Here is a 22,466-nt window from a genome sequence, read left to right as displayed (position 1 = left end):
CCTGCTTTCGTCGCTATCAGAGGCGCCGAGGCCGGGCCCAATTTTCAGCGCTTGGTCACCACGCGGTCCAACGTGATGATCTCGTCCCACGCGGCTTCGTGCCCGTCGTAGTGGATCAGGAACTTGTCCGGCGCCACCACCGCCGTCACCGTCGCCGAGTACACCGAGCCGCGCCAGCGCACCTTCACCTTGTCGCCGGCCTTGTAGGGACTCACGGGCGCCGCCGAGGTCTCGGCCTTGGGGCTGATCCCGGCTGCCCGCGCTACCTTTTCCGGTGGCGGCGGCGCCGTCACGGGTCCCGTCACCCTGCCCTTGATGCGATCGATCGTGACGTCGTCATCCCAGCGCGACTCGTAGCCATCGAAGTGCACCCGGAAGCGGCCTCGCCCGCGCGCCTCGATGATGTACGCGGGATAGTTCTTGCCGTCCCACTCCACCCACACGTGCTCCCCCACTCGATACGGCTCCTTGCAGGCCGTGAGCAAGAGCGCCGCTGCCAACAGCGGAACGCGGAGCAAGCGGAGTGACATGTCGCTCAGCTATCAGCTCCTGAGCATTCGTCAACGCCCCGTTGCATTTGGTTGTTGGTCCGGCGCGGGCACGGCGTTTCCGCGGCGGACCGACACAATCAAACCGAGGCGCGGCGCGGGCTCCATCCGGCGCGCTCGAAGGCCGGGCTCTTGTCGCCGAACCACTCGTCGATACGCGCCCGCGTCGTGCGATAGGCGTGCTCGAGGATCATGCGACGCGCAGCGAAGCTCGCCGGGTTGTACATGAACAGCATCGCGTCCGTGGGCTCCGGCTCGATCACCACGACCTCCACCTTGCCCTCGGCTCGAATGCGCGCCACGGACTCCATCATCAGCTTGTGCATGCTGATGCGCAGCGCCTGGTTCATCACCCACATCAGGCCCTTGTCGCGCACGCTGTTCTTCTTGCCGTGACCGGTGGGCACCGTCTCCGCGAGCACCGGCACCATGGGGTTGACCACGAACACCACCTCGGCACCTTCGGCGATGGCGACGTCCAGGTGAGAAACCTGCGCCGCGCCGGCATCGATGTAGTGGCGATCGCCTATGCGCACCGGCGAGAAGAACGGCGGCATCGCCATCGTCGCGATGCAGGCGCGCGTGACCGGCACGTGATCGAAGCCATCGCTGCCGAACAGCACCTGCTCTCCCGAGTCCAGGTCGTGCGCCATCACGCGCAGCGCCCGCGGCATGAGATGAAAGCTGTTGGGAATGCCCCGCCGGACGAAGAAGTCCTCCAAGAAGCGCTCGTAGGCATCCAGCGTGAAGAAGCCCGCGGGCAAGGTGTCGTACAGGCGGTCGAGCTCCTCCCACAATTTGGCCGGCGATGGCGCGGGTCCACGCGACAAGAGGCTCGCGCTGCCATGACGCAGCGTGTGCCAGATGGTGATGCCCGTGCGGCGCCACTCTCCCAGATCCATGCGCAGGAGGTGCTTCCGCTCCAGCGGGAAGTACACGTCGGCAGGGTCGAGGAACGCTCGGTAGATCCGCTGCGAGGGGCGTCCGGCCGCGAGCAGTGAAGCGACGCTCGCCCCGCTGGACGTGCCCACGTACACGTGGAAACCGTTCTCCTCCAAGCCCTCGACGCCGTCCTCGAGGGCCGCCAGGGCGCCGATCTGATACATCGCTCCGGTTGCGCCGCCGCCGGGCAGGCACAGCGCGATCTTGCCGCCGTCTTTCATGTCGCATCCTCCGCACGTGCTCGTTCGGCTTCCTCGCTGCCGCTCGCCACGACCTGCACGCCCCACACCATACCGGCGGTGACGAGCCACCCCCCGACGGCGAGCGCCGCGCCGATCGGCATTGGCGACCCCACGGATACCACTCCCGTGAGCAGCGCCGCTATGCTCACCGCGTTGAAGCCCACGTGCAGGGCGAGACACGGCAACAGGGAGCCACTGACCGCGCGTAGGTGTGCGAGCACCGCGCCGACGACCAGAAGACCCGGCCAGCTGCGAACGTCCAGGTGCCCGAGCATGAAGGCGACGGCGGTGGCCGCGGCAGCGCCGCCCACGGACTGGCTCCGGCGCAGGGCGCCGAACATCGCTCCGCGGAAGAACAGCTCCTCCACCAGCGGCGCGACGCAGGTGACCACCACCACCAAAGCCACGATCTTCGACGTCGAGCTCGCGCTCAGCAGCGCCGCGCGGTTGGCGAGCTCGAGCTCCGACATGGGAAAGTGCCGCAGGACCAGCTGGTGCAGGGATTCCGCCGGCACCTGCAACACCATGCCGAGAGCGAAACCCAGGGCGGAGAGGCCCGGATGGGTCGAGCGCAAGCCCAGAGCATCCATGGCCGTGCGCTCGGGAGCGTGAACCCGCAAGATGCCGAAGGTGAGGAGCAGGAAGGAGAACGCCTCCGCCGCCCCCACGCTCACCATGTCCAGCTGTGCGGCCGGCCGCACCTTGACCAACACCGCCATGGTGGCGGAGAGCAGCACCGTGGCGAACAGCGTCCAGACCAGGACCAGGGGATAAGCGAGCGGTCGCTCCGTCATCACCGACCGCGGAGGTGGGGCGCGACGCCCCGCTTCATGACGGTGTCCTCGGCGCACTCCGCTGCGGTGTCGGGGTAGTCGAGCGTGGAGTGCAAGCCCCGGCTCTCCTTGCGACTGGCAGCCGAAGCGATGATGAGCTCCGCCACCGTCGCGATGTTCCTCAGCTCGAGCAGATCGCGGGTCACCAGGTGCTTCCAGTAGTACTCCCGGATCTCCTCTTCCAGCAGGGCAACGCGGCGCCCCGCTCGGCGCAAGCGCGCGTCGCTGCGAACGATCCCAACGTAGTTCCACATCAAGCGCCGGAGCTCGTCCCAGTTGTGGGTTACGACCACGGCCTCGTCACTGGCCACGGCGGAGCCAATCTGCCAATCCGGCACGTCCGGCGTCGGCTGCCCCCGCTGCTCGTCCAGCTTCTTCGCCATCTTGGCCGCCGCACGGCGGCCGAACACCAGGCCCTCGAGCAAGGAGTTGCTGGCCAGACGATTGGCGCCGTGGAGCCCGGTACACGACGACTCTCCGACCACCCACAGTCCCGGCAGGCTGGTGCGCCCGTGCAGATCGGACGTGACTCCGCCACACATGTAGTGCGCCGCCGGCACCACGGGGATCGCCTCCCGGGTCATGTCCATACCCAGGCGGAGGACCTCGGCGTGGATGTTCGGAAACCGCTCACGCACGAAGTCCGCCGGCTTGTGCGTGATGTCGAGCACCACGTAGTCCGAGCCGGTGCGCTTCATCTCGAAGTCGATGGCGCGAGCCACCACGTCGCGGGGCGCGAGATCCGCCATGGCGTGGTGCTTCTTCATGAAGGCCTCACCGCTTTCGGGCAGCCGCAAGATGGCCCCCTCGCCGCGGAGCGCCTCGCTGATCAGGAAGCTCTTGGCCTGCGGGTGGTACAGGCAGGTGGGATGGAATTGGTAGAATTCCATGTTCGCGATCTCGGCGCCGGCGCGATACGCCATCGCCACGCCGTCCCCCGTCGCGACGTCGGGATTGGTCGTGTAGAGGTAGACCTTGCCCGCGCCGCCGGTGGCCAGCACCGTGTTCTTCGCCAAGATCGTCTCGACGATTCCGCGCTTCTCGTCGAGCACGTAGGCGCCCACGCATTGATCCGGACCGCCAAACCTGGAGAGCGTGATCAAGTCCACGCCCATGTGCCACTCGAGCATGCGGATGCGCGGGTGCTTGCCCGCCGCCGCCAAAAGCGCTCGCTCGATCTCACGGCCGGTGATGTCTCCGGCATGGGCGACGCGACGCGCGGTGTGCCCTCCCTCACGTCCCAGATCGAGCTCGCCGTCTTCGGCGCGAGAGAATTCGACCCCGGTCTCGATCAACCAGCGAACCGCATCCGGCCCTTCCTTCACGCACAGCTCGACCACGACGTCGTGACACATCCCGGCCCCCGCCGTGAGGGTGTCGCGCACGTGCTGCTCGAAGCTGTCGTCCGGAGACAGCACCGCCGCGATGCCGCCCTGGGCCCAGGCAGTGGACGAGTCGTCTCGAGCACGTTTGGTGACCACGGTGACCTCACCGTGCTCGGCCGCCTTGAGGGCGAAGGAAAGCCCGGCGATGCCGCTGCCGAGGACCAGACAATCGGTGGAGAGGGCCATGATGGGGCCCGAGTATGCCCCCCAACGATCCCCGGGTTCACCCCATCTTCCGTCCGAGCGTCCGCTCCTCGGCGGAGCACGGGTGACTGTGGTCAGCGTGCGCGATTGACGCAGCGCTTCTCAGGCATTAACCCCCACGGCGGCCACCAGTCTCGCGCTTCGGCCGCCAGGCCGGTGGTGCCCACTCCCTTCCCAGCACGGCTTCGCCTCGGGCCTGCCGTGCGGAAAGCCCCCTCAAGGAGGTCACGTCGTGAAGATCTTGGTCCCCCTCAAGCGGGTGGCAGACCCCGCCAACCACAACAAGGTCAAGATCCCGCCCTCGGGCGACAAGATCGATACCAGCGGTCTCGAATGGCAGATCAATCCCTTCGATCTGTACGCCCTCGAGACGGCGCTGCGTCTGACCGAAAACGGTAAGACCCCGAAGAAGCGCGAAGGCGAGGTCGTGGTCATCACCCTCGGTCCCAAAGAGACCGAAACCAACCTGCGCTCTGCCTTGGCGACGGGCGCAGACCGCGCCATCCGCGTGGAGACCACGGACGAGGCCCTCGACGGCCGCCTCGTGGCTCTCGCGCTGAAGAAGCTCGTCGAAGAAGAGAAGCCCGACCTGGTCGTGATGGGCAAGCAGGTCGTCGATGGCGAGAACAACATGGTGGGGCAGGCCCTGGCCGAGCTCCTCGGTTGGCCGATGGCCACCTTCGCCGCCACCATCAAGCAGGAGGCGGACGGCCTTCTCGTCGACCGCGAGGTCGACGGCGGCGTGGCCAAGGTCCGGGTGAAGTACCCGGCCATCGTCACGGTGGATCTGCGCATCGTGGCGCCGGACAGCGTGCACTCCACGCTGACGGACGCGAGCTTCAAGTACCCCTACGAAGAGGTTCGCTTCGCTCCGCTGCCGGCCATCATGCAGGCCAAGAAGAAGCCCCTCGCGGTGAAGAACCTCGCCGACTTGGCTGGCGGCGCCGCCTCCACCACCACCTACGTGAAGTTCGAAGCGCCGCCCGCTCGCAAGGCCGGCGTGAAGGTCAAAGACGTGCAGGAGCTCGTCGAGAAGCTCGCCTCCGAGGCGAAGGTCATCTGAGGAGGAGCAAGAGACATGGCAGACGTACTCGTCGTTGCAGAGCTCACCGAGGACGGCAAGGTCCGCAAGACCACGCACTCGGCCATCACGTTCGCGAAGGAAGCCGGCGCCATCCTGGGCGGCTCCTTCTCCATCCTCGTGCTCGGCGCTCAGGCCAAAGCCGCCGCGGGCGAGCTCGCGGCCTTCGGCGCCACCAAGGTGTTGGTGTGCGAGGACGCTTCGCTCAAGGACTACGTGGCGGAGCACTACGCGCCCACGGTCGCCGAAGTGGGCAAGGGCTTCGGGCTGATCGTGGCCACGGCTTCCAGCTTCGGTAAGGACTTGATGCCACGGGTGGCCGCTCGCCTCGACGCCTCCTACGCGGGTGACTGCTCCGGCGTGGTGGCGGAAGGCGGCAAGCTCACCTTCAAGCGACCCATGTTCGCCGGCAACGCCATCGGCTACTGCCAGCTGTCGACGGCGGTCCAGGTCGCCAGCTGCCGCCAGAGCGAGTTCGATCCGGCGGCGGCGAGCGGCGGGTCTTCCCCCGTGGAGGACGTGGCCAAGGTCGCAGCAGAAGAGGCCGCGGCGCGCATCGAGTTCGTGGGTCTCGAGACCGTGAAGAGCGAGCGCCCGGAGCTCACCGAAGCCGCGAACGTGGTGTCCGGTGGTCGTGCCATCAAGGAGAAGTTCTTCGAGATCATCGAGCCCCTCGCAGACGTACTCGGCGCCGCCATCGGTGCCAGCCGCGCCGCTTGCGACGCGGGCTACGCCCCCGGAGATTTCCAGGTGGGTCAGACGGGCAAGATCGTCGCCCCGCAGCTGTACATCGCCATCGGCATCAGCGGTGCCATTCAGCACATCGCCGGCATGAAGGGCTCCAAGACCATCGTCGCGATCAACAAGGATCCCGAGGCGCCCATCTTCCAGATCTCCGACTACGGCTTGGTGGCGGACCTGTTCCAGGCCGTCCCCGCGCTGACGGAAGAGCTCAAGAAGCACAAGGCAGCCAAGGGCTGAGGACCACGCGGCGGGGCGCTCCCGACTCGGGCGCTCCGCCGTTCGTCCATCCACCGCGTTCCAGCAGAACGCGACCCTCGGGGCGTAGCGCAGTTTGGTAGCGCGCACGGTTCGGGTCCGTGAGGTCGGCAGTTCGAATCTGCCCGCCCCGACAAATCAGAAGCTAAGCGTCGAAGAACACGAAACAAGTTTCGGCGACGCTCAGCTCGTTTCCATTCCGTTGCCAGTTTGGGTCGAGAGCCGACCGATGGCGTCGTGCAGGTCCTGGCCGGTGGCGTGCAGGTAGCGCCCGGTGACGCGCACGCTCGAGTGGCCCGCCAGGGTGCGGACCGCCTCGATGTTGGCGCCACCGCGCGCCAGCGCGCTGCAGAAGTAGTGCCGCAGCGAATGGGAGCCCCAGCTCCGGAGTCCGGCCTTCTTCTGGAAAGCCTTCAGCCGATGCAGGAAGTTCTGCCGACTCGGCACCACGCCCTGCTCGTCGACCACCAACGCCTCCCGCGGCTGCTTGCCCTGCGAGAAGTCCCGCAGCACCTCCAGCAGCTCGGGCAACAGCGGCACAATCCGCTCCGAGCCGCCCTTGGGCGGCACCAGCTCGTCCTCGCTGTAGCTGCGGCGCACGTGGAGGATCCGTTGCTCGAAATCGATGTCACCGACTTCCAGCGCCCTCACCTCGCCCTGCCTGAGGCCACCCATCGACTGAAGGGCCACCGCCACGCGGAGCCAGCCCGGCGCCTGGTCGAGCAGCGCCGCGACGTGCCGGCCATCCGGAGCCTCCGGCAGCTTCCGGGGCTGCTTGAAGCTGGGAAGCTTCGGCATTTCCGACAGCTCCCCGGCCGCGACGGCTGCACGCAGCACGCTCCTGATGAGGTTTACGTGCCCTCGCGGGTCGATGCCCGTCGTCTTGCCCCGAAGCGGCCGCACCCGCGGCCTCTCCCGGAGCTTCGCCACGTAGCGAAGGACTAGCGTGAAAGTGATCTCGTCCAGGCTGCTGCTGCCGAATTCCGCCAGCACGCCCTGTCGCAAGATCCCTTCGTAGCGCTTGCGCGTCCCCGGCCGGAGCTCGGGCATGAACAGCGGTCGATAGGTGGTCTCCACGAAGCTCGCGAAGGTCGGCGCGACCTTGCTGGACCCGAAGGGCGATCCCGTCCGCGCCGCGAGCTCCATCAACCGCTGCGCCTCCGCCCGTGCCGCCGTTGCCGTTTGTACCCGGGCGTCGCGGCGAAAGCGCTTCCGCTTGCCGTGTTCGTCCAGAAAGAAGAAATCAATGACCAGGCGGGTGGTGTCCCCACGTTTCACACGCCGAATTGGCGATCGAACACTCATGAGTACCTCACGAGCGGCCGATCACGCGCGACAACATGAAAGGTAGCACGGCTCTCACTTGCGCCAGTGGGCAAGAAGCTCCGGCGGAACCAGGAACACCCAGCGTCCCCCACGCTTGCGGGCCATGATCCCGAGGTCGAGGTGGGCGACCAGCTCGGCGCCTTCGCCGGGAACGGCGGCGCGCTCACATCGGCGCCGCAACGCGTCGGGGCTGAGGCCGAGCATGGCGGCAACCTCGGCGGTGGTGTGTGCGATGCGGGGGATGGGTTCGGGAGCGGCGTGCGTCACGGGATCCTCCAGAAAGCGGGTACCCATTCACTGACGCACAGCGAGCCCCTGGCGCAACGCGATTCGGGCGAGACCGTCCTTCTCGGATCGCGCCCCGACGAGAGTCTATTTCTCGCCCCTGACCGCCCTCCACTTCCGGTCCTCGGACGCAAGGGAATCGGGCTTCAAGCCCCCCAAACGGATGCCGTCGAAGAGCTCGGACAGCTCGATCCACTTGTTCGGCTCCTCGCCGCGAAGGAGACGGCCCACCCGCTCGACATCGGCAGCGCTCAACCGCCGGGCGTGCTCCGGATAGAACAGCCAGAACGCGAACCAGGCCCGACGTCCCCCGTCATCGCAATGCTCGGATTCGGGGCAGTCCAGCGCGAAGGCCGTCCGCAGTGCTTCGTTCCCGCGCGCACCGGCGCCGGCAAGCGCTCGATCGGCCAGCCCGCAACCGCCGGGGGGCTGCGCACGACCTCCAGCAGATAGACCCGCGCGTGACGCTCGGCGCTCCAGCCATGGGTCACGGCACGCCAGTAGTGCGACGACACTGCCCGCACGCGCTCGTTGTTCCCTTCATCTAGAATTGCCATCCCCTCGGCGAGTGCGACGACGAGGCGCGCGACGTCGCGCGCCTCGTCGATGGCAGCGGCGAGATCGGGCTTCTCGGGGGGATCTTCCGGGGGTTTCTGGGGTGAGCGGGCCATGTCCCGCTAGGATGCGCATGCGCGGCCGCGATGGAAAGGGCGCAAGGCCCATTTGCACCGGATTTGAAGCGCTTCCGGACCGCTTTTGGACCGCTCTTGGACCGCTCTTGGACCGCTCTTAGGGCGGTCTGCGACCGGTTGCGGACAGCGTTTGGACGTTTGGACCGGGGTGGCTACGCTTGAGCAAGACAGGGTAGCGCTCGTCGCCACGGCACCGGCGGACCTTCCAATCCAGCCAGGGCGTCGCGGTGTTCAGAGTGGCCGCCACAAGTAGGCGGTCGGCGACTCGAGAGCCGCGATAACCGTCGCCGCATTTCCGGCTCGAAACGCTAGAAGTCACACGCCGGATCGCCGTCCTTCACAAACTGGTTGCCGGAGTTCGGACAGGAGCCGCCAACTTGACTGTGAGGCACGACAACCACAATCGTCGTTGTCGCGGCGTTGCCGGCGTCATCCCGGGCCTGGAGGGTGACGGTGTACTCCCGCCCAGGACCACCACCATTGCGATCCGCGCGCAAGCACGCGCCAGACTCTCCTAGTATGTACTGTGCTTGCGGCTTGTTGCCCTGGGTCGCTTCGTTGCTCTGTACGGAGAGGATTCGCACGTCCGGTTGTGGATCGCAGTCGTCCAGCACAAACGCGGAGATGTTCTCGCCCAACCTGTATGGCATGAGCTTCTTGTTGGCCGGCCAGAGACAACCAGGAGAAACGGTTGTCGCTACGAATACCGGCGGAGCATTGTCAGTCGCGCACGCGTTGCCGACGTAGCCACCACCGGAGAACACCATGGTCGCATCGAATCGGGACGGAAGCTGAGCGACTGGGACAAAAGCCGGTCGCGCGCGCGTGATGGCGCTCCCGAAGAAAGCGTCCTTACGAAGCGGCACTTTGACGCTCCCGTTCACCGTGAGGAGTGCCTCGGTCACGGCCACGGCACTGCTTGGCTGCTGAAGGGTGGCCGAATCATTGACGCGAATGAGCGTGGCCCAACCAGACCTGTCGACGCTCTTGGTCTCGTCGTTCTCCCAAGGCGCAGCAATTGCCACGATTCCGTTCGCGGTCCCGCCTACCGTCCAACCGAAATGGTCCCCCAAGGGAACTGGGCCCGGGGGGCCTGCCGTCTCGCCAATGTCCGGAATGCCATTCTGACCCTGTAGCCAGAGCGCTTGACCTGTTGCGGTTACTCCCAGGGCGCTGCCACGCAAGACGTGCGCTACCCCCTTGCCGACGTCTTCGTTCCAGGCTCCGATTACCAGATCATCGAACTCATCCGTGTCCGCGGCCGTCACCGCAAGTGATCCTCCGAAGTCGTCGTACTGCTCTTCTTGATCGGCAATCTTGCCCCCCAGGATGCTGGCGCCCTGGCGTAGCTCCTGCGCGCCTGTTCCGCTGAGACCACCGGGGCCACCGAAGAGAACGTGGACTGCGCCGCCCCCGTCCGACGCGCTCATCGCAAGATCAATACAGGGCCGCCCATGCGAGCTGTCCCCGTTGAAGTTACCCGCGGCGAGCCGGTCACCCAGCAAGTGGGCGACAGCAGGGCTCCCCCCAGCAACGGACTCGTCAATCAGCTGGGCGCGACTCACTTCGCTAGCCTGAGGCACGACGATACCGGTTGCAGCACTGCCTCCATACACAACAACTACCTGCCCGGCGCTTCCAAAACCGTCCGCCGGTGCATTGGGCACACCGATCGCGAGATCCTCATACCCGTCGCAGTTGAAGTCGCCCGTCGATAGCACGCTGCCAAATCCGAAAGCGCCTGCGAAGCCGAAATCTTGGGCGGTCAGCGCAACGTGCGGGTTCAAGTTGGTGACCAGTTGGCCCGCCACCCCCGCGAGCACATGAACCTTGCCGGATTGCCCGATGGCCAAGTCGTCGATGCCATCGCCATTGAAGTCGCCGGCAGCCAAGGATCGACCGAAGCGATCTTCCGCGGCAACCGTCTTCTCCAAAGCGAATCGATCGATGTACGCGATCGCAGCGTTTGACGGAGGGTTGGTGGAATCGGACCGCAGCTGCGCGACAATACCCGCATGGGCGCGAGGAACGGCTCCGTTGGGCGTTGCGTCCGTGCGCGTTGTGCCCGGCGCACCCAGCACCAGGGTGTCGTACCCATCCGTATTCCCATCGAAGTTGCCCCAAGCCAGTGCGGCGCCGAACTCGTCGCCGAGTTCGGAACCCGGGCCAGACTTCAGTTTCTTCAGCGCGGAAAGGTCCGCGATCTGCACGTCCATCCCGTCTTGAGCCAGGTTCTCCGTCAACAAATAGGCGTGCCCAACGACAGGATCGAAGTTGCCGCCTGGGACCAACTCTGCCGCAGCACTGCCAGGCGCACCCATGGCGAGCGATTGCTCTTCCGCAGGCCCGTAGAAATGAAACCCACGCGGCACTAGGTGCGCCGGCTGCGAGAGTCCTGGCGACGCCGCGCCCTGAGGCGCACCCAAGTATGTGACCCGTGTACCGTCGGCGCGGACCACCTCGGCGTCATCAATGCCGTCCCTGTTGAAATCGCCGACCTCGAAGTAGCTGAGCGGGTTACTCGCTGACGACAGGACATTCCAGCTCGTCACGACATTCGAAATGAAGTCGAAGTCGGCCTGCGAAGCACCTGCGAAGTAGTACGGCACGCCCGCAACATGTCCAATCAGGTCCGCTTTCGAGTCGCCGTTGAAATCGCCAGGGAAGAACCCCGCGAGGCCAAGCGAAGGGAGTGGAATCGGACCGACGGAAACGCTCCCGCCACCACCGAACGTCGCAGTCAGCTGAATGCCACCAGGCACCTCGGTCATGGTGAATGTGTCGTCCAAGCCATCACCGGTGGCATCCACGACAAGCGGCGGTGCGGTAACGCCAAGCACACTGCGTGCGAAGTCCCGGAAACCGGATGCGGCCGAGAAGTATGCGTACTCCGGCTGCGGCGCGCCGTTGGGAAACATGTCAGTGCTGTCGCCCGTCTCCAGAATCCCAACAATGTCTCCAGTCCAGAGGATCGGGTCGGACACGTCGATGAGCGGCCCGCCGGAGTCGCCGGCAACGGGGATGATGTCCGTAGTGTTGCTCGAGGGGAAGAAACCACCCCCGCGAAGGACCGCGAATTCGTTCGGCGATGGAGCACGCTTCAGCAGTTGTTGTTCCTTGGCAGGATCGGCACTGAGCCCAGGGTATGGCACCACGGTGAAATCGGCCGTAGTTGGGTTGCCGAAGACGGAGTCGGGTGGTGGCCATGTGGCAGGCGGGCTGCTGAAGCTATAGCCGTAGAACGACTTCTTGCCTGCGAGGACGAAATCCGCTGCGGGTTTCGGCGTCATCCAGCGCTTGTGACCGGTGGCTGCGCCCTGAATCAGCAGCGGGGCCTTGAGCTTCATGAGCGCAGCGTCCGTCCCATAGTTTGCCTGTCCGGTCGAGTCGGGAACGTACCTCGGATGTGCGTATACCTTCAGCTGAGCAAGTTCCGACTGACCATAGATCTGGCTCTGATCGAACGGCGAGCCCTTCATCGAAACGACCAGTTTCTCAGGAACTATGGTGTCACACGGATCCTTTAGAACGTGAGCCGCTGACAGCAACCATTCGTTGGTCAGCATCACGCCACTTCCAACGCTGCAAAGCTGCATGTTGCTGGAACCGGGCGGAGTATAGAACCACCCGATTTCGACGGCACCGATTTGGGCCATGTCGAACGTCGTGCCACCGTAGATTGCCTGCGCACTACGATGCGTTGGTTGCTCTTCAGAAGAGCACGAGACTGATGCAATGAGCGTAACCGTTCACGGGTGGGGTTGAGGGTCTGACGCGGGGCGTGCGATTGCGTCGGCATGAGCAACACCCCGAGCGCCCAGGATTTGGGCCAGCGTATAGAGCAGATGATTGCGGAGCAGCTTGCGGCGATCCGCGCCAGCGCGCAGGAGGCGGTCGCGCGGGCGTTTACGACAACGACGAGCGCGAGCACGCGCGGTGCGGAGAAGCCGGCACGCCGGGTCCGGTCGTCGTCGGGCGTGAAGCGGCCTTCGGATGAAATAGCCGCGCTTGGCGAGCGTTTCTACCAAGCATTGTGTGAGAAACCGGGGGAGCCGATGACCGTGCTAGCGGCGGATGTGGGCGCATCGGCGCGGGAGCTTCACCGGTCGGTGACGCTACTCCGTCGCGCTGGCCGCGTGAGGACTGTCGGCAGCCGCCACCTCACACGCTACTTCCCGATAAGGGATTCTTGAGCGCGTTGCTCACGCGGTCGCAGCGCGGAACAGGGACGGTACGGCCTTCTTGTCGCGCTGCGCCTCACAGCACGCGGTGAGGAACTCGAGCACGTTCCTGTTCTGTTTGCGGGCGGTGTGGGCGACGGTCATCAGGTTTTCGGCGAAGACGTTGCCGCGCTCGCTCTGGGTCCCGAACGATCGCTTCCGCCACAGAACGAAGGCACGGATCTCGCGCTCGCCATGGTTATTCGTGGGCTCGACGCCCTCGGTCTCGACGAAGGTCCAGAGCGCGGCCTTGTGCGCCAAGATGTCGGCGCACGAGCCCGACAAGCCCGCGACTTTCGAGCCCGCCGCGCGCTCGATCAGTGCCTCCATCTGCTTGCGGACGGGAAGCATGCGCACCATGAACTTGTCGCGGTCGAGCTTGCCCGCCTTGAATTCACGCCAGTAGTCGAAGACGAGCCCCGTGTAGTCCAGCAGCTCCTTGCCGAACTTGCCTGTAGGTCCGTCGCGCTCGGAGAACGACACGAATTTGCGGAGTAGATGTGCCCAGCAAATCTGCCGCCGCTCCATCGCCCAGAACCCGAGCGCCTTCGCGCGGTCGCTGACCAGGATCCCGTGTAGCGCGCCATACAGCGGCTGGAGCGTCACCTTGGCGCTGTTGGCCACGATCTTGAACACCGTGACCGTTGCCGAGGCGATCACCCATAGCGCCATGGTGGCCCCGGCCTGCGACCAGCTCGTACCGTCGGTGTGCTTGATGTCGGCGTGCTCGACCAGCTGCCACGCCTCGTCCACAGCCGGCTGGACCGCGTCGCTCACACGCTCCTCGACAGCGCTCAACGCCCCGAGCGAGACCCGGACGCCGACAATGTCCGAGAGCAAGTCCGCCGCCTTGCGCCGGCTCAAGTGGTAGAAGCCCGTCAGTAGCGCCATCATCGCCATCACCCGGGGACCGAACGCCGACGTCGGGATCACGTCCCCGTCGAACGCGGCGCGCGTCCGGTAGCCACAACACGGGCAGGTCACCTCGTGCCGGCGCCACTCCGTTGTGTACGGCTCGATTGGCGGGATTTCGGTCTGCTGATAGCGCTTCGCCGACCGGTCGGGGACTTCCGGTAGCGCGCTCCAGCAATTCTCGCATTCCGACGGAAACAGGTCGACGAACTTGTTGACCTTGTCCGCAGGCACCAGCTCGCGGTGCGCACCAGCGTGGCCCTTCTGGGCACCGCGCTTGCGCTCTTTGCGCTTCGCCTTGTCCTTGTTGCGGCGCTTTCGCCGCTCATCGGGTGTATCGGTGGACGGTGGCTTGTGCGAGTTGCTCGAATTCTGCCCGAGTTTCGCGAGCAACTCTGCAACCTGCTTCTTCAGCAGCGCGACCTGTTGCTCAAGCTGAGCGATGCGCTCGTCCCTGACTCGGACATCGGCATCTCTGTCGCGAAGCTGGTTTTCCAGCTCCTCGATCCGATCGTCGCGCCAGTCCCGCTCCACGGGAAACGCAATGCCTGAAGCTGGGGCTCATGGAAAGCGAGAACTCGGGAATGGAGCGATATCGATCACTTACGCGTGCTCCGATTCGACGAGACCACCCCCGTGAACGGTTACCAATGAGCACCCCCGCGCCTGCCAGGCAGATTCCTATCGATCGAGTGAACATGATCCAGGTTCCTTCTTCTATGGCGCAACGCCCTTCTCATCTGTCAACAGCCGGAACGACTCGACGTGGAGTTTCTCATCCGAGCCAAAAACCCCGACGGCCTCGTAGTGGTGACCGATCCGCATGGGAAAGCACCGTTTCGGCAGCGCCTTTGAGCAGCCGAAGCCGGCATGGTCGTTGGTAAGCTCGACGAACTGGGACGGTGGGGATTCCAGATCCTCGGGCGCCAGCACTTCGCGCGACGCGAAGACGAGTGGCCCGGTGCTTGGGCATCGGATCCCCGTGCATTCGTCAAGGCCAGGGTGTGGCCAGCCCCTGACGCGCACGGACTTGTTCACGTACGCTTGTGGTCTACTGGTCAGTTCAGCCAGTGATACTTCCAGCACCTTGGCACTCGCTGGCGACTCTGTCGGACGTGCCGGCGAACACGCATGGCAACCTACGAGTCCAAGCACCACCACCGCGCAAACCAGAATCTTCGACAAGCGCTGCGTTTTCGGCCGCTCGCTCGCGCTCCCCCAACACGGCTTCGGTCTAGCCAGCCGCTCGGTGGCGTGCGCGAACAAGCGCGGCCCTGATCTGACTGGCATCATCAACCGCCGCAACGGCAAGTCCGAAGTACGATCCGGCAATGTGCGACGCGGATCGTCGTGCGAAGCCCACCCCACCATAGATGCATGCTACGCGGCGTCTGTTTGGTTGTCCACGCGCGCAGCGTCCCACACCGACATGAGCGCACCTCTGCCGACAGTCACTCGACCTACCGTGATGACGGTGCCGAGCGGCGCGAACTCGGTGCCCTTGCGCTGACGCGGGAGCCTGATGATGAACGTCAACCATGCAGGTGGTCGCCAGGTGGATGGACGTCGGCGGCGACCACGCCATGGTCCGTTTGAGCCAGGGCATCTTGCCCCACTCGCCGAAGACGAGGTTGCTGGAGATGAGAAGCGAGCGCCGCTCGTAGCGCTCGGCCATGAGGTGAAGAGGACCTCGACCTCGTCGGCGTTTTGCTGGCCGTAGCGGCAGGACAAACTCTCGCGCTGGCCGCTCTGAACTGGCGCCCGCACGAGGAGAGGCCGAGACTTTGCCCCCACTCTCCTGGCACAACAACGACCCACCGAATCGCGGCGCTGCACAGCGAACGCCGACGTCGCACAAAGGCCATCGTGACACAAAGCCGCAGCCTCCCCGTCTGGATGTCGGTCCGCCGCGGAACCACGCGCCACGCAGGCGCGTCGCGCCCGCCCACATTCGCGCTACCCTCGAGCCACCGCATGCGCCGTCGCCAGCTCTTCGAGCTCAACGATCTCACCTGGGTTCCGCCGTCGATCCGCGAGTCCATCGTCGAAACCCTGAGCCGCACCTTGTCCTGGGGCTCCATGCTCTCGGGCCTCGTCGCGCCCTTCCAAGCGTTCCTGCGCGAGGCCGAAACGGACCGGGTGCTGGATCTCTGCTGCGGCGCCGGCGGTCCCGCCGCGATCCTCACCCAGGAGTTCTCCCGCGCGGGCCTCTCGCCGCCGCACTTCTTGCTCGCGGATCTCCATCCGCAAGCGAGCGCCTGGGAACGCGTGAAGCGCGCTGCCCCCGGCAACATCGACTACGTTCCGGAGTCGGTGGACGCCACGCGCATTCCCCCAGAGCTCACCCGCGGTCGCGCTCGCGCCATCATCAACGCCTTCCACCACTTTCCCCCGGAGCTCGCCCAGCGGATCGTCGACGACGCCATCGCTCAGCGCGCCCCGTTGTTCATCTCGGAGGCCTTCGATCGGAATCCGGTTCGGTTCGCGAGCTTCGCACCGGTGGGCATCCCGGCCGTGCTCGCGAACCCTTTGCTCACCCCCGAGCCGAGCTTCGGCAAGGTCGCCGTCACCTGGCTCTCTCCGCTGCTCCTCGCTGCCAGCGTGTGGGACGGCGTGGTCAGCACGCTCCGCATCTACGAAGAATCCGACCTCCGCCGCATGGTCGCCGGCTCCGCCTACCGCTGGAGCTATGGCCGCTACGCCTACAAGCCCTGGGGACGCGGCTACTACTTCTACGGCGTCCCCAGCTGAGGTCGCGGGCCAAATCCCCCGCCGCCACCACGTCCGCCTTGACAGATCCGCGCCAACCGTTCATCGTCCCGCGCCCATCCGGCCCCTGGCCGGGAGACACGCCATTCGGGGCGTAGCGCAGTTTGGTAGCGCGCACGGTTCGGGTCCGTGAGGTCGGCAGTTCGAATCTGCCCGCCCCGACAAAGAGAAGTGAAGCAGGGGGGAGCGGCGCGGAGGGACGCACCGCGACGAGCGCGGCCGCGACGGGGTTCGCGCCGTGAAAACCCCATCGAAACGCCAGATGTGCGGCAGGGTGTTGGCAAAACGCAATGGCTGCGCGAATCCGAAGGGGCTTTGACTCAGATCACCTCGCGGATTGACGCCCGTCAGCATGGGAACGCTCCTTGCTTGACGGGTCGCCCATGGGAACGCTCCAGATCCTCGAAAAGACTCCGTCCCTCGCCGGCCTCGAGCCCGAGATCCTCACCCGCATGGCCAGCAGCGCCACCACCCGGACGCTCAATCGCGGCGAGCTCCTGTGGCAGGCCGGGGACCCCGCCAAGAGCTTCACGATCCTGCGCTCCGGCCTGGTGAAGGTCGTGCGTCCGGCGCCCAAGGGGCGATCGGCGATCTGCGGCATCTTCGGCCCGCCCGAGAGCGTCGGGGATCTGGCCCTGCTCAAGGACTCGCCCTATCCGGCGGACGCCGTGGTGGCGACCGAGTCGGCCACCATCGTCCAGATCCCCCGAGCCATGATGATGGAGGCGATGCGCCAGGCGCCGAACTTGGCCACCTCCGTCGCTGCCGGGATGTGGAGCAAGCTGTCCGCCCTGCACAACAAGATCGACGTGCTGAGCGCCGGCTCGGTGGAGGCGCGGCTGGCAACGCTGCTCATCAAGCTGTACGAGCAGTTCGGCGACGACTTCGACGACGACACCTCGAAGATCCTGGTGACGCTCTCACGGCGAGAGCTCGCGGATCTGGTGAGCACCTCCTTCGAGACCGCGATCCGGGTGATGAGCCGCTGGGATCGCGAAGGCGTGCTGGAGACCAACTCCGACGGCTTCACCATCCACAAGCTCGACGTGCTGCGCGACGTCGCTGGCGTGGGTGACTCCGGAGAGACCGCGGCCTGATCAGGTCTCTGCGCTACGGCGGATGGGGAGCTCCAGCCGGAGCTCCGCGCCGCCCTGGGGGCCGTTGGTGGCGGTCAGACGTCCCCCGTGCCCCTCGGCGATCTGGCGGCAGATCGCCAGGCCCATGCCGGTGCCCCCGGGCTTCTTGCTGTAGCCCGGCAGGAATATCTCTCGGGGCTGCTCGAGGCCGGGACCAGTGTCCGCCACGGTGAGCACCACGCGTTCGTCGTCGGCGGTGAGCCGGATGTCGATGCGCCGCTCGGCCGAGCCTTGCATCGCCTCTACGGCGTTGTGGAGCAGATGCACCAGCAGGCCGCTGAGCTTCTCCCCGTCCGCCTCGATGCACACCGGGGCCAGATCCGTCTCCACGCGCGTCCGGCTCTGCTCGAGGAGCTCACGCTCTTGACGCAGCACGCTGGTGACCACGGCGTCGACGTCGACGTGGGCGAAGGTCAAGCGACCCGACACCTGATGCAGCTCGAGGTAGTCGCTGACCAGCGCGTCGAGGCGGCGCATTTCCTGCCGCGCAGACTCGATGCGCTTCTCGAAGCCCCGGCGGGTTTCGTCGTCGGCGCGCGCCATGCTGCGTTCCACGAGCTGCAGCTGCAACGACAGCGAGTTGAGGGGGTTTCGGATCTCGTGGGCCAAGAGCCGCCCAAAGGCGCCCAACGTCTGCCATTGCTGGGTCGCGCGCAGCCGTGCCGTGAGCTCCATGCGCGCGACGGCGGAGGCGACGGTAGCGGCCACCTCGCGGGCACGGGCCCGATCCGACTCACTGAAGCGCGACGCTCGGCGCAGCAGGCGAAGCCGACCCACGGCGGCGCCGTCCACCCCGAGGCTCAGGTCGAGCTCCTCGCCACCGTCGGGTAGGTCCAGCACCTCCAGCCCTTCCTCCAAGCGCGGCGGAGCCGTCCGCGCGCTGGCCGGAGCGCTGACGTCGATGCGCTCCTCTACCCGCCCGCGGGCGTCCAAGAGCTCCACGACGGCCTCTTCGTAGTCGACCATCCGGCGGATGGCAGAGCCGAGCCACGGCGCAGCGCCGTGCACCGAGGAGGCGCTGGCCAGCGCCGCCGACAGCTCACCGCGCACCTCCCCGAGCTCCAGCGTGCGGGCGGCGACCAATGCGATGGTCAACACCTGACCCAGGGTGTCGAGCAGCACGTCCTGCTCTTCGTTCGGGGGTTTGGGATATTGGCGCTCACGAAGCACCAAGGTGCCGAGGTCGCCACCAGCGTGGTGCAGCTCCAGGCTCACGTCACCCTCACCCACCTCCGGCACAGCGCCCGGCGACGCGAGCTCGGCGCGCCCATAGCCCGCGACCCCTGCGATCTGCTCCAGCACGGCGTCGAGGTCGTGGCGGTGTCCCATCCAATCCCCGAGGGCCGCCACGGTTCGCCGCACGGCGAGCTGCTGTGCCGACAGCTCCGAAAGGCGGCGACGATCCCGACGCCGGTGCTCCCGTGCCTCGCGAGCGGCAATCGCCAACGCACGCGACAGGTGCCCGATCTCCGTGCCTTCCCCGGCCTCCGCCACCAGCACGGCCTCGGCGCCTTCGGAAGCGGCATCGCGCACTCTGCGGATGCGCCCGAACACGTCCCACACCCCGAAACCCACGAGGCCGACCAACCCCAACGCTGCCAGGGTCGCCCACATGCCGAGCTGCCGCGCCGCCTCGGCCTGGCTCTGGATGGCCGCCGCGAGCAGATGCACGGTGCCGTCCAAACGCGTCACCTCCGTGCCGATGCTGGTCAGCAGTGCTCGGGGGACGCTCTCGGCGCGCGCGGCCTCGCGAAGCCCGGGGCCGAGCTCGCCGTCCCAGCGAGCCAGGTGCTCGTCCAGGCGACGGCACAGCTCCGACGTCGGGCAGCGGGCGACGTGGCGGGTGGGGTCGCCCTTCCGGAGCAGCACGAGGAGCGCGCGTTGCTCTCGCAGCTGCTGCTCGAAGGTGCGAACGTCGTCGCTCGGCGCTCCCTCGGCGCGCCGCTCCAGCTCCAGCAGGCGAAAGCGCAAGGAGCCCGCGAGATCCAGCTCCAGCGCCGTGCCGTCGAGCATCGCGCTGGCCTCTCGCGCCGTGAGCCAAGGCGCGACGGCGAGCAATCCCAGCGCCGCCAACAAGACGAAGAACCGCCCTCGGAGCGACCTGACGGCGTTCCGCACTGTAGTCCGCGGCTTGCGCGCGCGGCTCACTCCCACACTCGGTGCTTCCCTCTCCACGGCGGCTCTCGCCGCGCCTCTGGTTACGCCGGGGCCATCGCCAAGTGGCGCAACCGTCGTGGCGCTCCTTCCTGATCGTCGACCCAGCCGGGGGGCTGGTAGGCGCACAGCGGGTCGGAGGCGAGGTAGTCCCCGGTCAACCCGAAGGCACGGGCCCGCGAGCCTCCACACACGCTCTTGTACTCGCAGGCACCGCACTTCCCCCCAAGCTCTCCGGGATCTCGCAAGGCCCGGAACACCGGGTGCTCCCGGTACACCGCGATGACGTCGTCCCCGCGAACGTTGCCGCACGGTATGGGCAAAAACCCACTCGGGAAGATCTCCCCGCGGTGAGACACGAACAAGAAGCCGCGCCCGTCGTTGATGCGCACCGCCTGCTGGCCGTAGACGCCGTGCTGCGCCTGGCTGCCGGTTGCCTTCTTGCGCTGCAGCAGCACGCGTCGATAGTGCTGGGCCGCCGTGGTCTTCACCGCAAAAGGCTCCCGCTGGGCGATGTCCGCCAGCTCCGAAAGCGCTGCTTCCACCGCATCAGCCGAGGGAAGCATGTGGGCCTCGGCGCGCCCCGTGGGCACCAGGAAGAACACGCTCCAAAGCACGCTGCCGGCCCTGCGGACCACAGCCGCCATCTCGCTCAGGCGATCGATGCTGCCCGCGTGGACGCTGGTGTTCACCTGGGTCGGAATGCCCGCTGCGCGCGCCGCCGCCAGGATCCGAAGGGAGTGCTCGAAGCTCCCCGACACGCCGCGAAACCCGTCGTGGACCATCGGCTCCGGCCCGTCGATGCTCACCGCCAAGCGCTTCAGGCCGGCCTGTGCCAGCCGCTCCACGAGCTCTGGCGTCACCAGCGGCGTGGTCGATGGCGTCAGCCCCATCGCCAGCCCTCGACGAGTCCCGTAGTGCACGAGCTCCAGAAGATCCGGGCGCTTTGCCGGGTCGCCGCCGGTCAGCACCACGAGTGGCACCCGCACCTCCGCGAAGCGGTCGAGCAACCGAAACGCCTCCTGGGTGGAGAGCTCGTCTCGACTACGCTCCGGTTGGGCACAGGCCCGGCAGTGTTTGCACACCAGATCGCACGCCTGCGTCGTTTCCCAGATGGCGATGAACGGGCGCTCGTCATAGCGCGTGGACGTCACGAGGGGAGCACGAGAGCAACCTTCGTGCCGTTGCTTCGGAGCCGACGCGAAATCCGCGTGTGTGCCCAGGGGGAGCGCTGCGCTGCGCCTTTTCTGCCGATTGAGCCATTGTGGAACGCATTTCTTTCGCGCTCCCCCGCGCTGGCGGCCGTCAGTGTCAGCCCCGTCGACTCGGGCTAGAACCCCAGGCGTCATGAGCGACGAACCGTTCCGCACCATCATCGAGCCCTTTCGCATCAAGGCGGTGGAGCCCATTCCCATCACCACCGAGGGCGAGCGAAGCGCCCTGCTCGAGAAGGCCGGCTACAACCTGTTCAAGCTGCCCGCCACCAAGGTCACCATCGATCTACTGACGGATTCGGGCACCGGCGCCATGAGCGACAAGCAGTGGGCGAGCCTTTTGTCCGGAGACGAGTCTTACGCCGGAAGCCGCTCCTACGAACGCTTCGAGCACATCGTGAAGGAGCTCACCGGGTACTCGCACGTGTTTCCCACGCACCAGGGGCGCGCGGCCGAGCGCATCCTGTTCGAGGCGATCGTGCGCGACGGCGACGTGATCCCGAACAACACACATTTCGACACCACCCGCGCCAATCTCGAGCACCGCGGCGGCGTGGCGCTCGACATCCCGGTGGTCAGTGAGCCGGGCTTTGGCGGCAACATGGATCTGACCGCCCTCGAGCGCGCGCTCCGCGGCAACCAGCGCATCCCGCTGGTGATGATGACGTTGACCAACAACGCCGCGGGCGGGCAACCGGTGTCCCTCGCCAACACCCGTGCGGTGCGGGCGCTGTGCGATCGCTACAACGTGCCGCTGTTCTTGGACGCGGCGCGCTTCGCCGAGAACGCCTGGTTGGTGAAGCGCCGGGAGGAAGGCCAGCACGGCCGCTCGCCTGAGGAAATCGCCAAGGAGATGTTCCGCCTCGCGGATGGCTGCACCATCAGCGCCAAGAAGGACGGCATCGTCAACATCGGCGGGATCCTGGCCACGAACCGTGACGACTGGGCGCAGCTGTTCGAAGAGCTCGAGATCCTCACGGAAGGTTTCCCCACCTATGGCGGCCTCGCGGGCCGTGATCTCGAGGCCATGGCCGTCGGGCTGATGGAGGCCCTCGACCCCGACTACCTGAAGTACCGCGAAGCCACCATCGCCTACCTCGCGCGGGGATTCCGCGCCGCCGGCTTGCCCATCGTGGAGCCGCCGGGGGGCCATGCGGTGTTCGTGGATGCGGCGCGAGCGCTGCCGCACATTCCGCCCGCGGAGCTTCCGGGCCAGGCGCTCGCCGTGGAGCTGTTTCGAGAAGGCGGCGTTCGCAGCGTCGAGATCGGGACCCTGATGTTCGCCGACGCCGCGCGCATGGAGCTGGTGCGCCTCGCGCTGCCCCGACGGGTGTACACCGCCTCGCACGTGGATTGGGTGATCGAGACCGCCGAGCGCGTCGCCGCGCGCCTCGCCGACATCCGCGGCTATCGCATCGTGCAGGAGCCGCCCATGCTGCGCCACTTCAGCGCGCGCCTCGCCCCGGTCTGAAGCGCTCTCGAACGTTTTTGTCCGAGAGCATGTCGGTCCGCCGCGAGCCCCGT

The 22,466-nt window shown here is 66.6% G+C and carries 17 protein-coding genes and 2 tRNA genes; 8 read left to right on the top strand and 11 right to left on the bottom strand.

The genetic code is table 11. The features are described from left to right. Positions 1-44: 44 nt before the first annotated feature. From H6717_07015 to nadB, 4 genes are all read right to left on the bottom strand, one after another. Positions 45-530: a hypothetical protein gene (locus H6717_07015; protein ID MCB9576759.1), complete on the bottom strand. Its 486-nt coding sequence runs from the start codon at positions 528-530 to the stop codon at positions 45-47. A 98-nt stretch (positions 531-628) separates the two neighbouring features. Beyond that, entirely contained in the window at positions 629-1,711 is a 1,083-nt protein-coding gene (locus H6717_07010) for a patatin-like phospholipase family protein (protein MCB9576758.1), read from the bottom strand. Next, entirely contained in the window at positions 1,708-2,526 is an 819-nt protein-coding gene (locus H6717_07005) for a CPBP family intramembrane metalloprotease (protein MCB9576757.1), read from the bottom strand. The genes H6717_07010 and H6717_07005 overlap by 4 nt, the downstream gene beginning before the upstream one ends. Further along, positions 2,526-4,136: an L-aspartate oxidase gene (gene nadB / locus H6717_07000; GenBank protein ID MCB9576756.1), complete on the bottom strand. Its 1,611-nt coding sequence runs from the start codon at positions 4,134-4,136 to the stop codon at positions 2,526-2,528. The genes H6717_07005 and nadB overlap by 1 nt, the downstream gene beginning before the upstream one ends. Positions 4,137-4,386: 250 nt before the next feature. On the opposite strand from nadB, the gene H6717_06995 reads away from it, so the two are divergent. The 3 genes from H6717_06995 (at position 4,387) to H6717_06985 (ending at position 6,368) form a co-directional block, all read left to right on the top strand. After that, on the top strand, positions 4,387-5,217 hold the full coding sequence (locus tag H6717_06995) for an electron transfer flavoprotein subunit beta/FixA family protein (GenBank protein ID MCB9576755.1): 831 nt from the start codon (positions 4,387-4,389) through the stop codon (positions 5,215-5,217). A 15-nt stretch (positions 5,218-5,232) separates the two neighbouring features. Further along, positions 5,233-6,216, top strand: coding sequence for an electron transfer flavoprotein subunit alpha/FixB family protein (locus H6717_06990; GenBank protein MCB9576754.1), 984 nt, complete (start codon positions 5,233-5,235; stop codon positions 6,214-6,216). 78 nt (positions 6,217-6,294) lie between these two features. Continuing rightward, positions 6,295-6,368, top strand: a tRNA-Pro gene (locus H6717_06985). Between the two features lie 49 nt (positions 6,369-6,417). Here H6717_06985 and H6717_06980 read toward each other — a convergent pair. From H6717_06980 to H6717_06965, 4 genes are all read right to left on the bottom strand, one after another. Next, complete coding sequence (locus H6717_06980) at positions 6,418-7,512, bottom strand: tyrosine-type recombinase/integrase (GenBank protein ID MCB9576753.1); 1,095 nt, start codon at positions 7,510-7,512, stop codon at positions 6,418-6,420. Between the two features lie 81 nt (positions 7,513-7,593). Continuing rightward, entirely contained in the window at positions 7,594-7,827 is a 234-nt protein-coding gene (locus H6717_06975) for a hypothetical protein (GenBank protein ID MCB9576752.1), read from the bottom strand. 269 nt (positions 7,828-8,096) lie between these two features. Continuing rightward, positions 8,097-8,516, bottom strand: a complete 420-nt coding sequence (locus tag H6717_06970; protein MCB9576751.1) for a hypothetical protein — start codon at positions 8,514-8,516, stop codon at positions 8,097-8,099. A 329-nt stretch (positions 8,517-8,845) separates the two neighbouring features. Continuing rightward, positions 8,846-12,193: an FG-GAP repeat protein gene (locus H6717_06965; protein MCB9576750.1), complete on the bottom strand. Its 3,348-nt coding sequence runs from the start codon at positions 12,191-12,193 to the stop codon at positions 8,846-8,848. A 141-nt stretch (positions 12,194-12,334) separates the two neighbouring features. Here H6717_06965 and H6717_06960 point away from each other — a divergent pair, with 141 nt between their 5' ends. Beyond that, positions 12,335-12,730, top strand: coding sequence for a hypothetical protein (locus H6717_06960; GenBank protein MCB9576749.1), 396 nt, complete (start codon positions 12,335-12,337; stop codon positions 12,728-12,730). Positions 12,731-12,739: 9 nt separating this feature from the next. Here H6717_06960 and H6717_06955 read toward each other — a convergent pair whose 3' ends face one another. Beyond that, positions 12,740-14,167: an IS66 family transposase gene (locus H6717_06955; protein MCB9576748.1), complete on the bottom strand. Its 1,428-nt coding sequence runs from the start codon at positions 14,165-14,167 to the stop codon at positions 12,740-12,742. A gap of 1,476 nt (positions 14,168-15,643) precedes the next feature. Here H6717_06955 and H6717_06950 point away from each other — a divergent pair. From H6717_06950 to H6717_06940, 3 genes are all read left to right on the top strand, one after another. Beyond that, positions 15,644-16,420, top strand: coding sequence for a class I SAM-dependent methyltransferase (locus H6717_06950; GenBank protein ID MCB9576747.1), 777 nt, complete (start codon positions 15,644-15,646; stop codon positions 16,418-16,420). Positions 16,421-16,526: 106 nt separating this feature from the next. After that, a tRNA-Pro gene (locus tag H6717_06945) sits at positions 16,527-16,600 on the top strand. Positions 16,601-16,821: 221 nt separating this feature from the next. Next, positions 16,822-17,535, top strand: a complete 714-nt coding sequence (locus H6717_06940; protein ID MCB9576746.1) for a Crp/Fnr family transcriptional regulator — start codon at positions 16,822-16,824, stop codon at positions 17,533-17,535. Here H6717_06940 and H6717_06935 read toward each other — a convergent pair whose 3' ends face one another. Next, positions 17,536-19,647 carry a GHKL domain-containing protein gene (locus H6717_06935; protein MCB9576745.1) on the bottom strand — a complete coding sequence of 704 codons (2,112 nt, stop codon included), beginning with the start codon at positions 19,645-19,647 and terminating at the stop codon, positions 17,536-17,538. 125 nt (positions 19,648-19,772) lie between these two features. Further along, complete coding sequence (locus tag H6717_06930; GenBank protein ID MCB9576744.1) at positions 19,773-21,077, bottom strand: TIGR04053 family radical SAM/SPASM domain-containing protein; 1,305 nt, start codon at positions 21,075-21,077, stop codon at positions 19,773-19,775. Here H6717_06930 and H6717_06925 point away from each other — a divergent pair. Continuing rightward, a complete protein-coding gene (locus H6717_06925; protein MCB9576743.1) occupies positions 21,076-22,413 on the top strand; it encodes a tryptophanase in 1,338 nt (445 codons plus the stop codon). The genes H6717_06930 and H6717_06925 overlap by 2 nt on opposite strands. Positions 22,414-22,466: the final 53 nt, after the last annotated feature.

The organism is Polyangiaceae bacterium (assembly GCA_020633235.1).
Lineage (GTDB): Bacteria > Myxococcota_A > Polyangia > Polyangiales > Polyangiaceae > JACKEA01.
Note: the sequence above shows the minus strand (reverse complement) of the source record. Positions and strands in the feature narration are given on the sequence as shown.

Coding starts and splice junctions, on each gene's coding strand:
- H6717_07015 (MCB9576759.1), bottom strand. CDS start 530: ATGTCACTCCGCTTGCTCCGCGTTCCGCTGTTGGCAGCGGCGCTCTTG.
- H6717_06940 (MCB9576746.1), top strand. CDS start 16,822: ATGGGAACGCTCCAGATCCTCGAAAAGACTCCGTCCCTCGCCGGCCTC.
- H6717_06990 (MCB9576754.1), top strand. CDS start 5,233: ATGGCAGACGTACTCGTCGTTGCAGAGCTCACCGAGGACGGCAAGGTC.
- H6717_07005 (MCB9576757.1), bottom strand. CDS start 2,526: ATGACGGAGCGACCGCTCGCTTATCCCCTGGTCCTGGTCTGGACGCTG.
- H6717_06965 (MCB9576750.1), bottom strand. CDS start 12,193: ATGGCCCAAATCGGTGCCGTCGAAATCGGGTGGTTCTATACTCCGCCC.
- H6717_06960 (MCB9576749.1), top strand. CDS start 12,335: ATGAGCAACACCCCGAGCGCCCAGGATTTGGGCCAGCGTATAGAGCAG.
- H6717_06970 (MCB9576751.1), bottom strand. CDS start 8,516: ATGGCCCGCTCACCCCAGAAACCCCCGGAAGATCCCCCCGAGAAGCCC.
- H6717_06950 (MCB9576747.1), top strand. CDS start 15,644: ATGCGCCGTCGCCAGCTCTTCGAGCTCAACGATCTCACCTGGGTTCCG.
- nadB (MCB9576756.1), bottom strand. CDS start 4,136: ATGGCCCTCTCCACCGATTGTCTGGTCCTCGGCAGCGGCATCGCCGGG.
- H6717_07010 (MCB9576758.1), bottom strand. CDS start 1,711: ATGAAAGACGGCGGCAAGATCGCGCTGTGCCTGCCCGGCGGCGGCGCA.
- H6717_06930 (MCB9576744.1), bottom strand. CDS start 21,077: ATGACGCCTGGGGTTCTAGCCCGAGTCGACGGGGCTGACACTGACGGC.
- H6717_06925 (MCB9576743.1), top strand. CDS start 21,076: ATGAGCGACGAACCGTTCCGCACCATCATCGAGCCCTTTCGCATCAAG.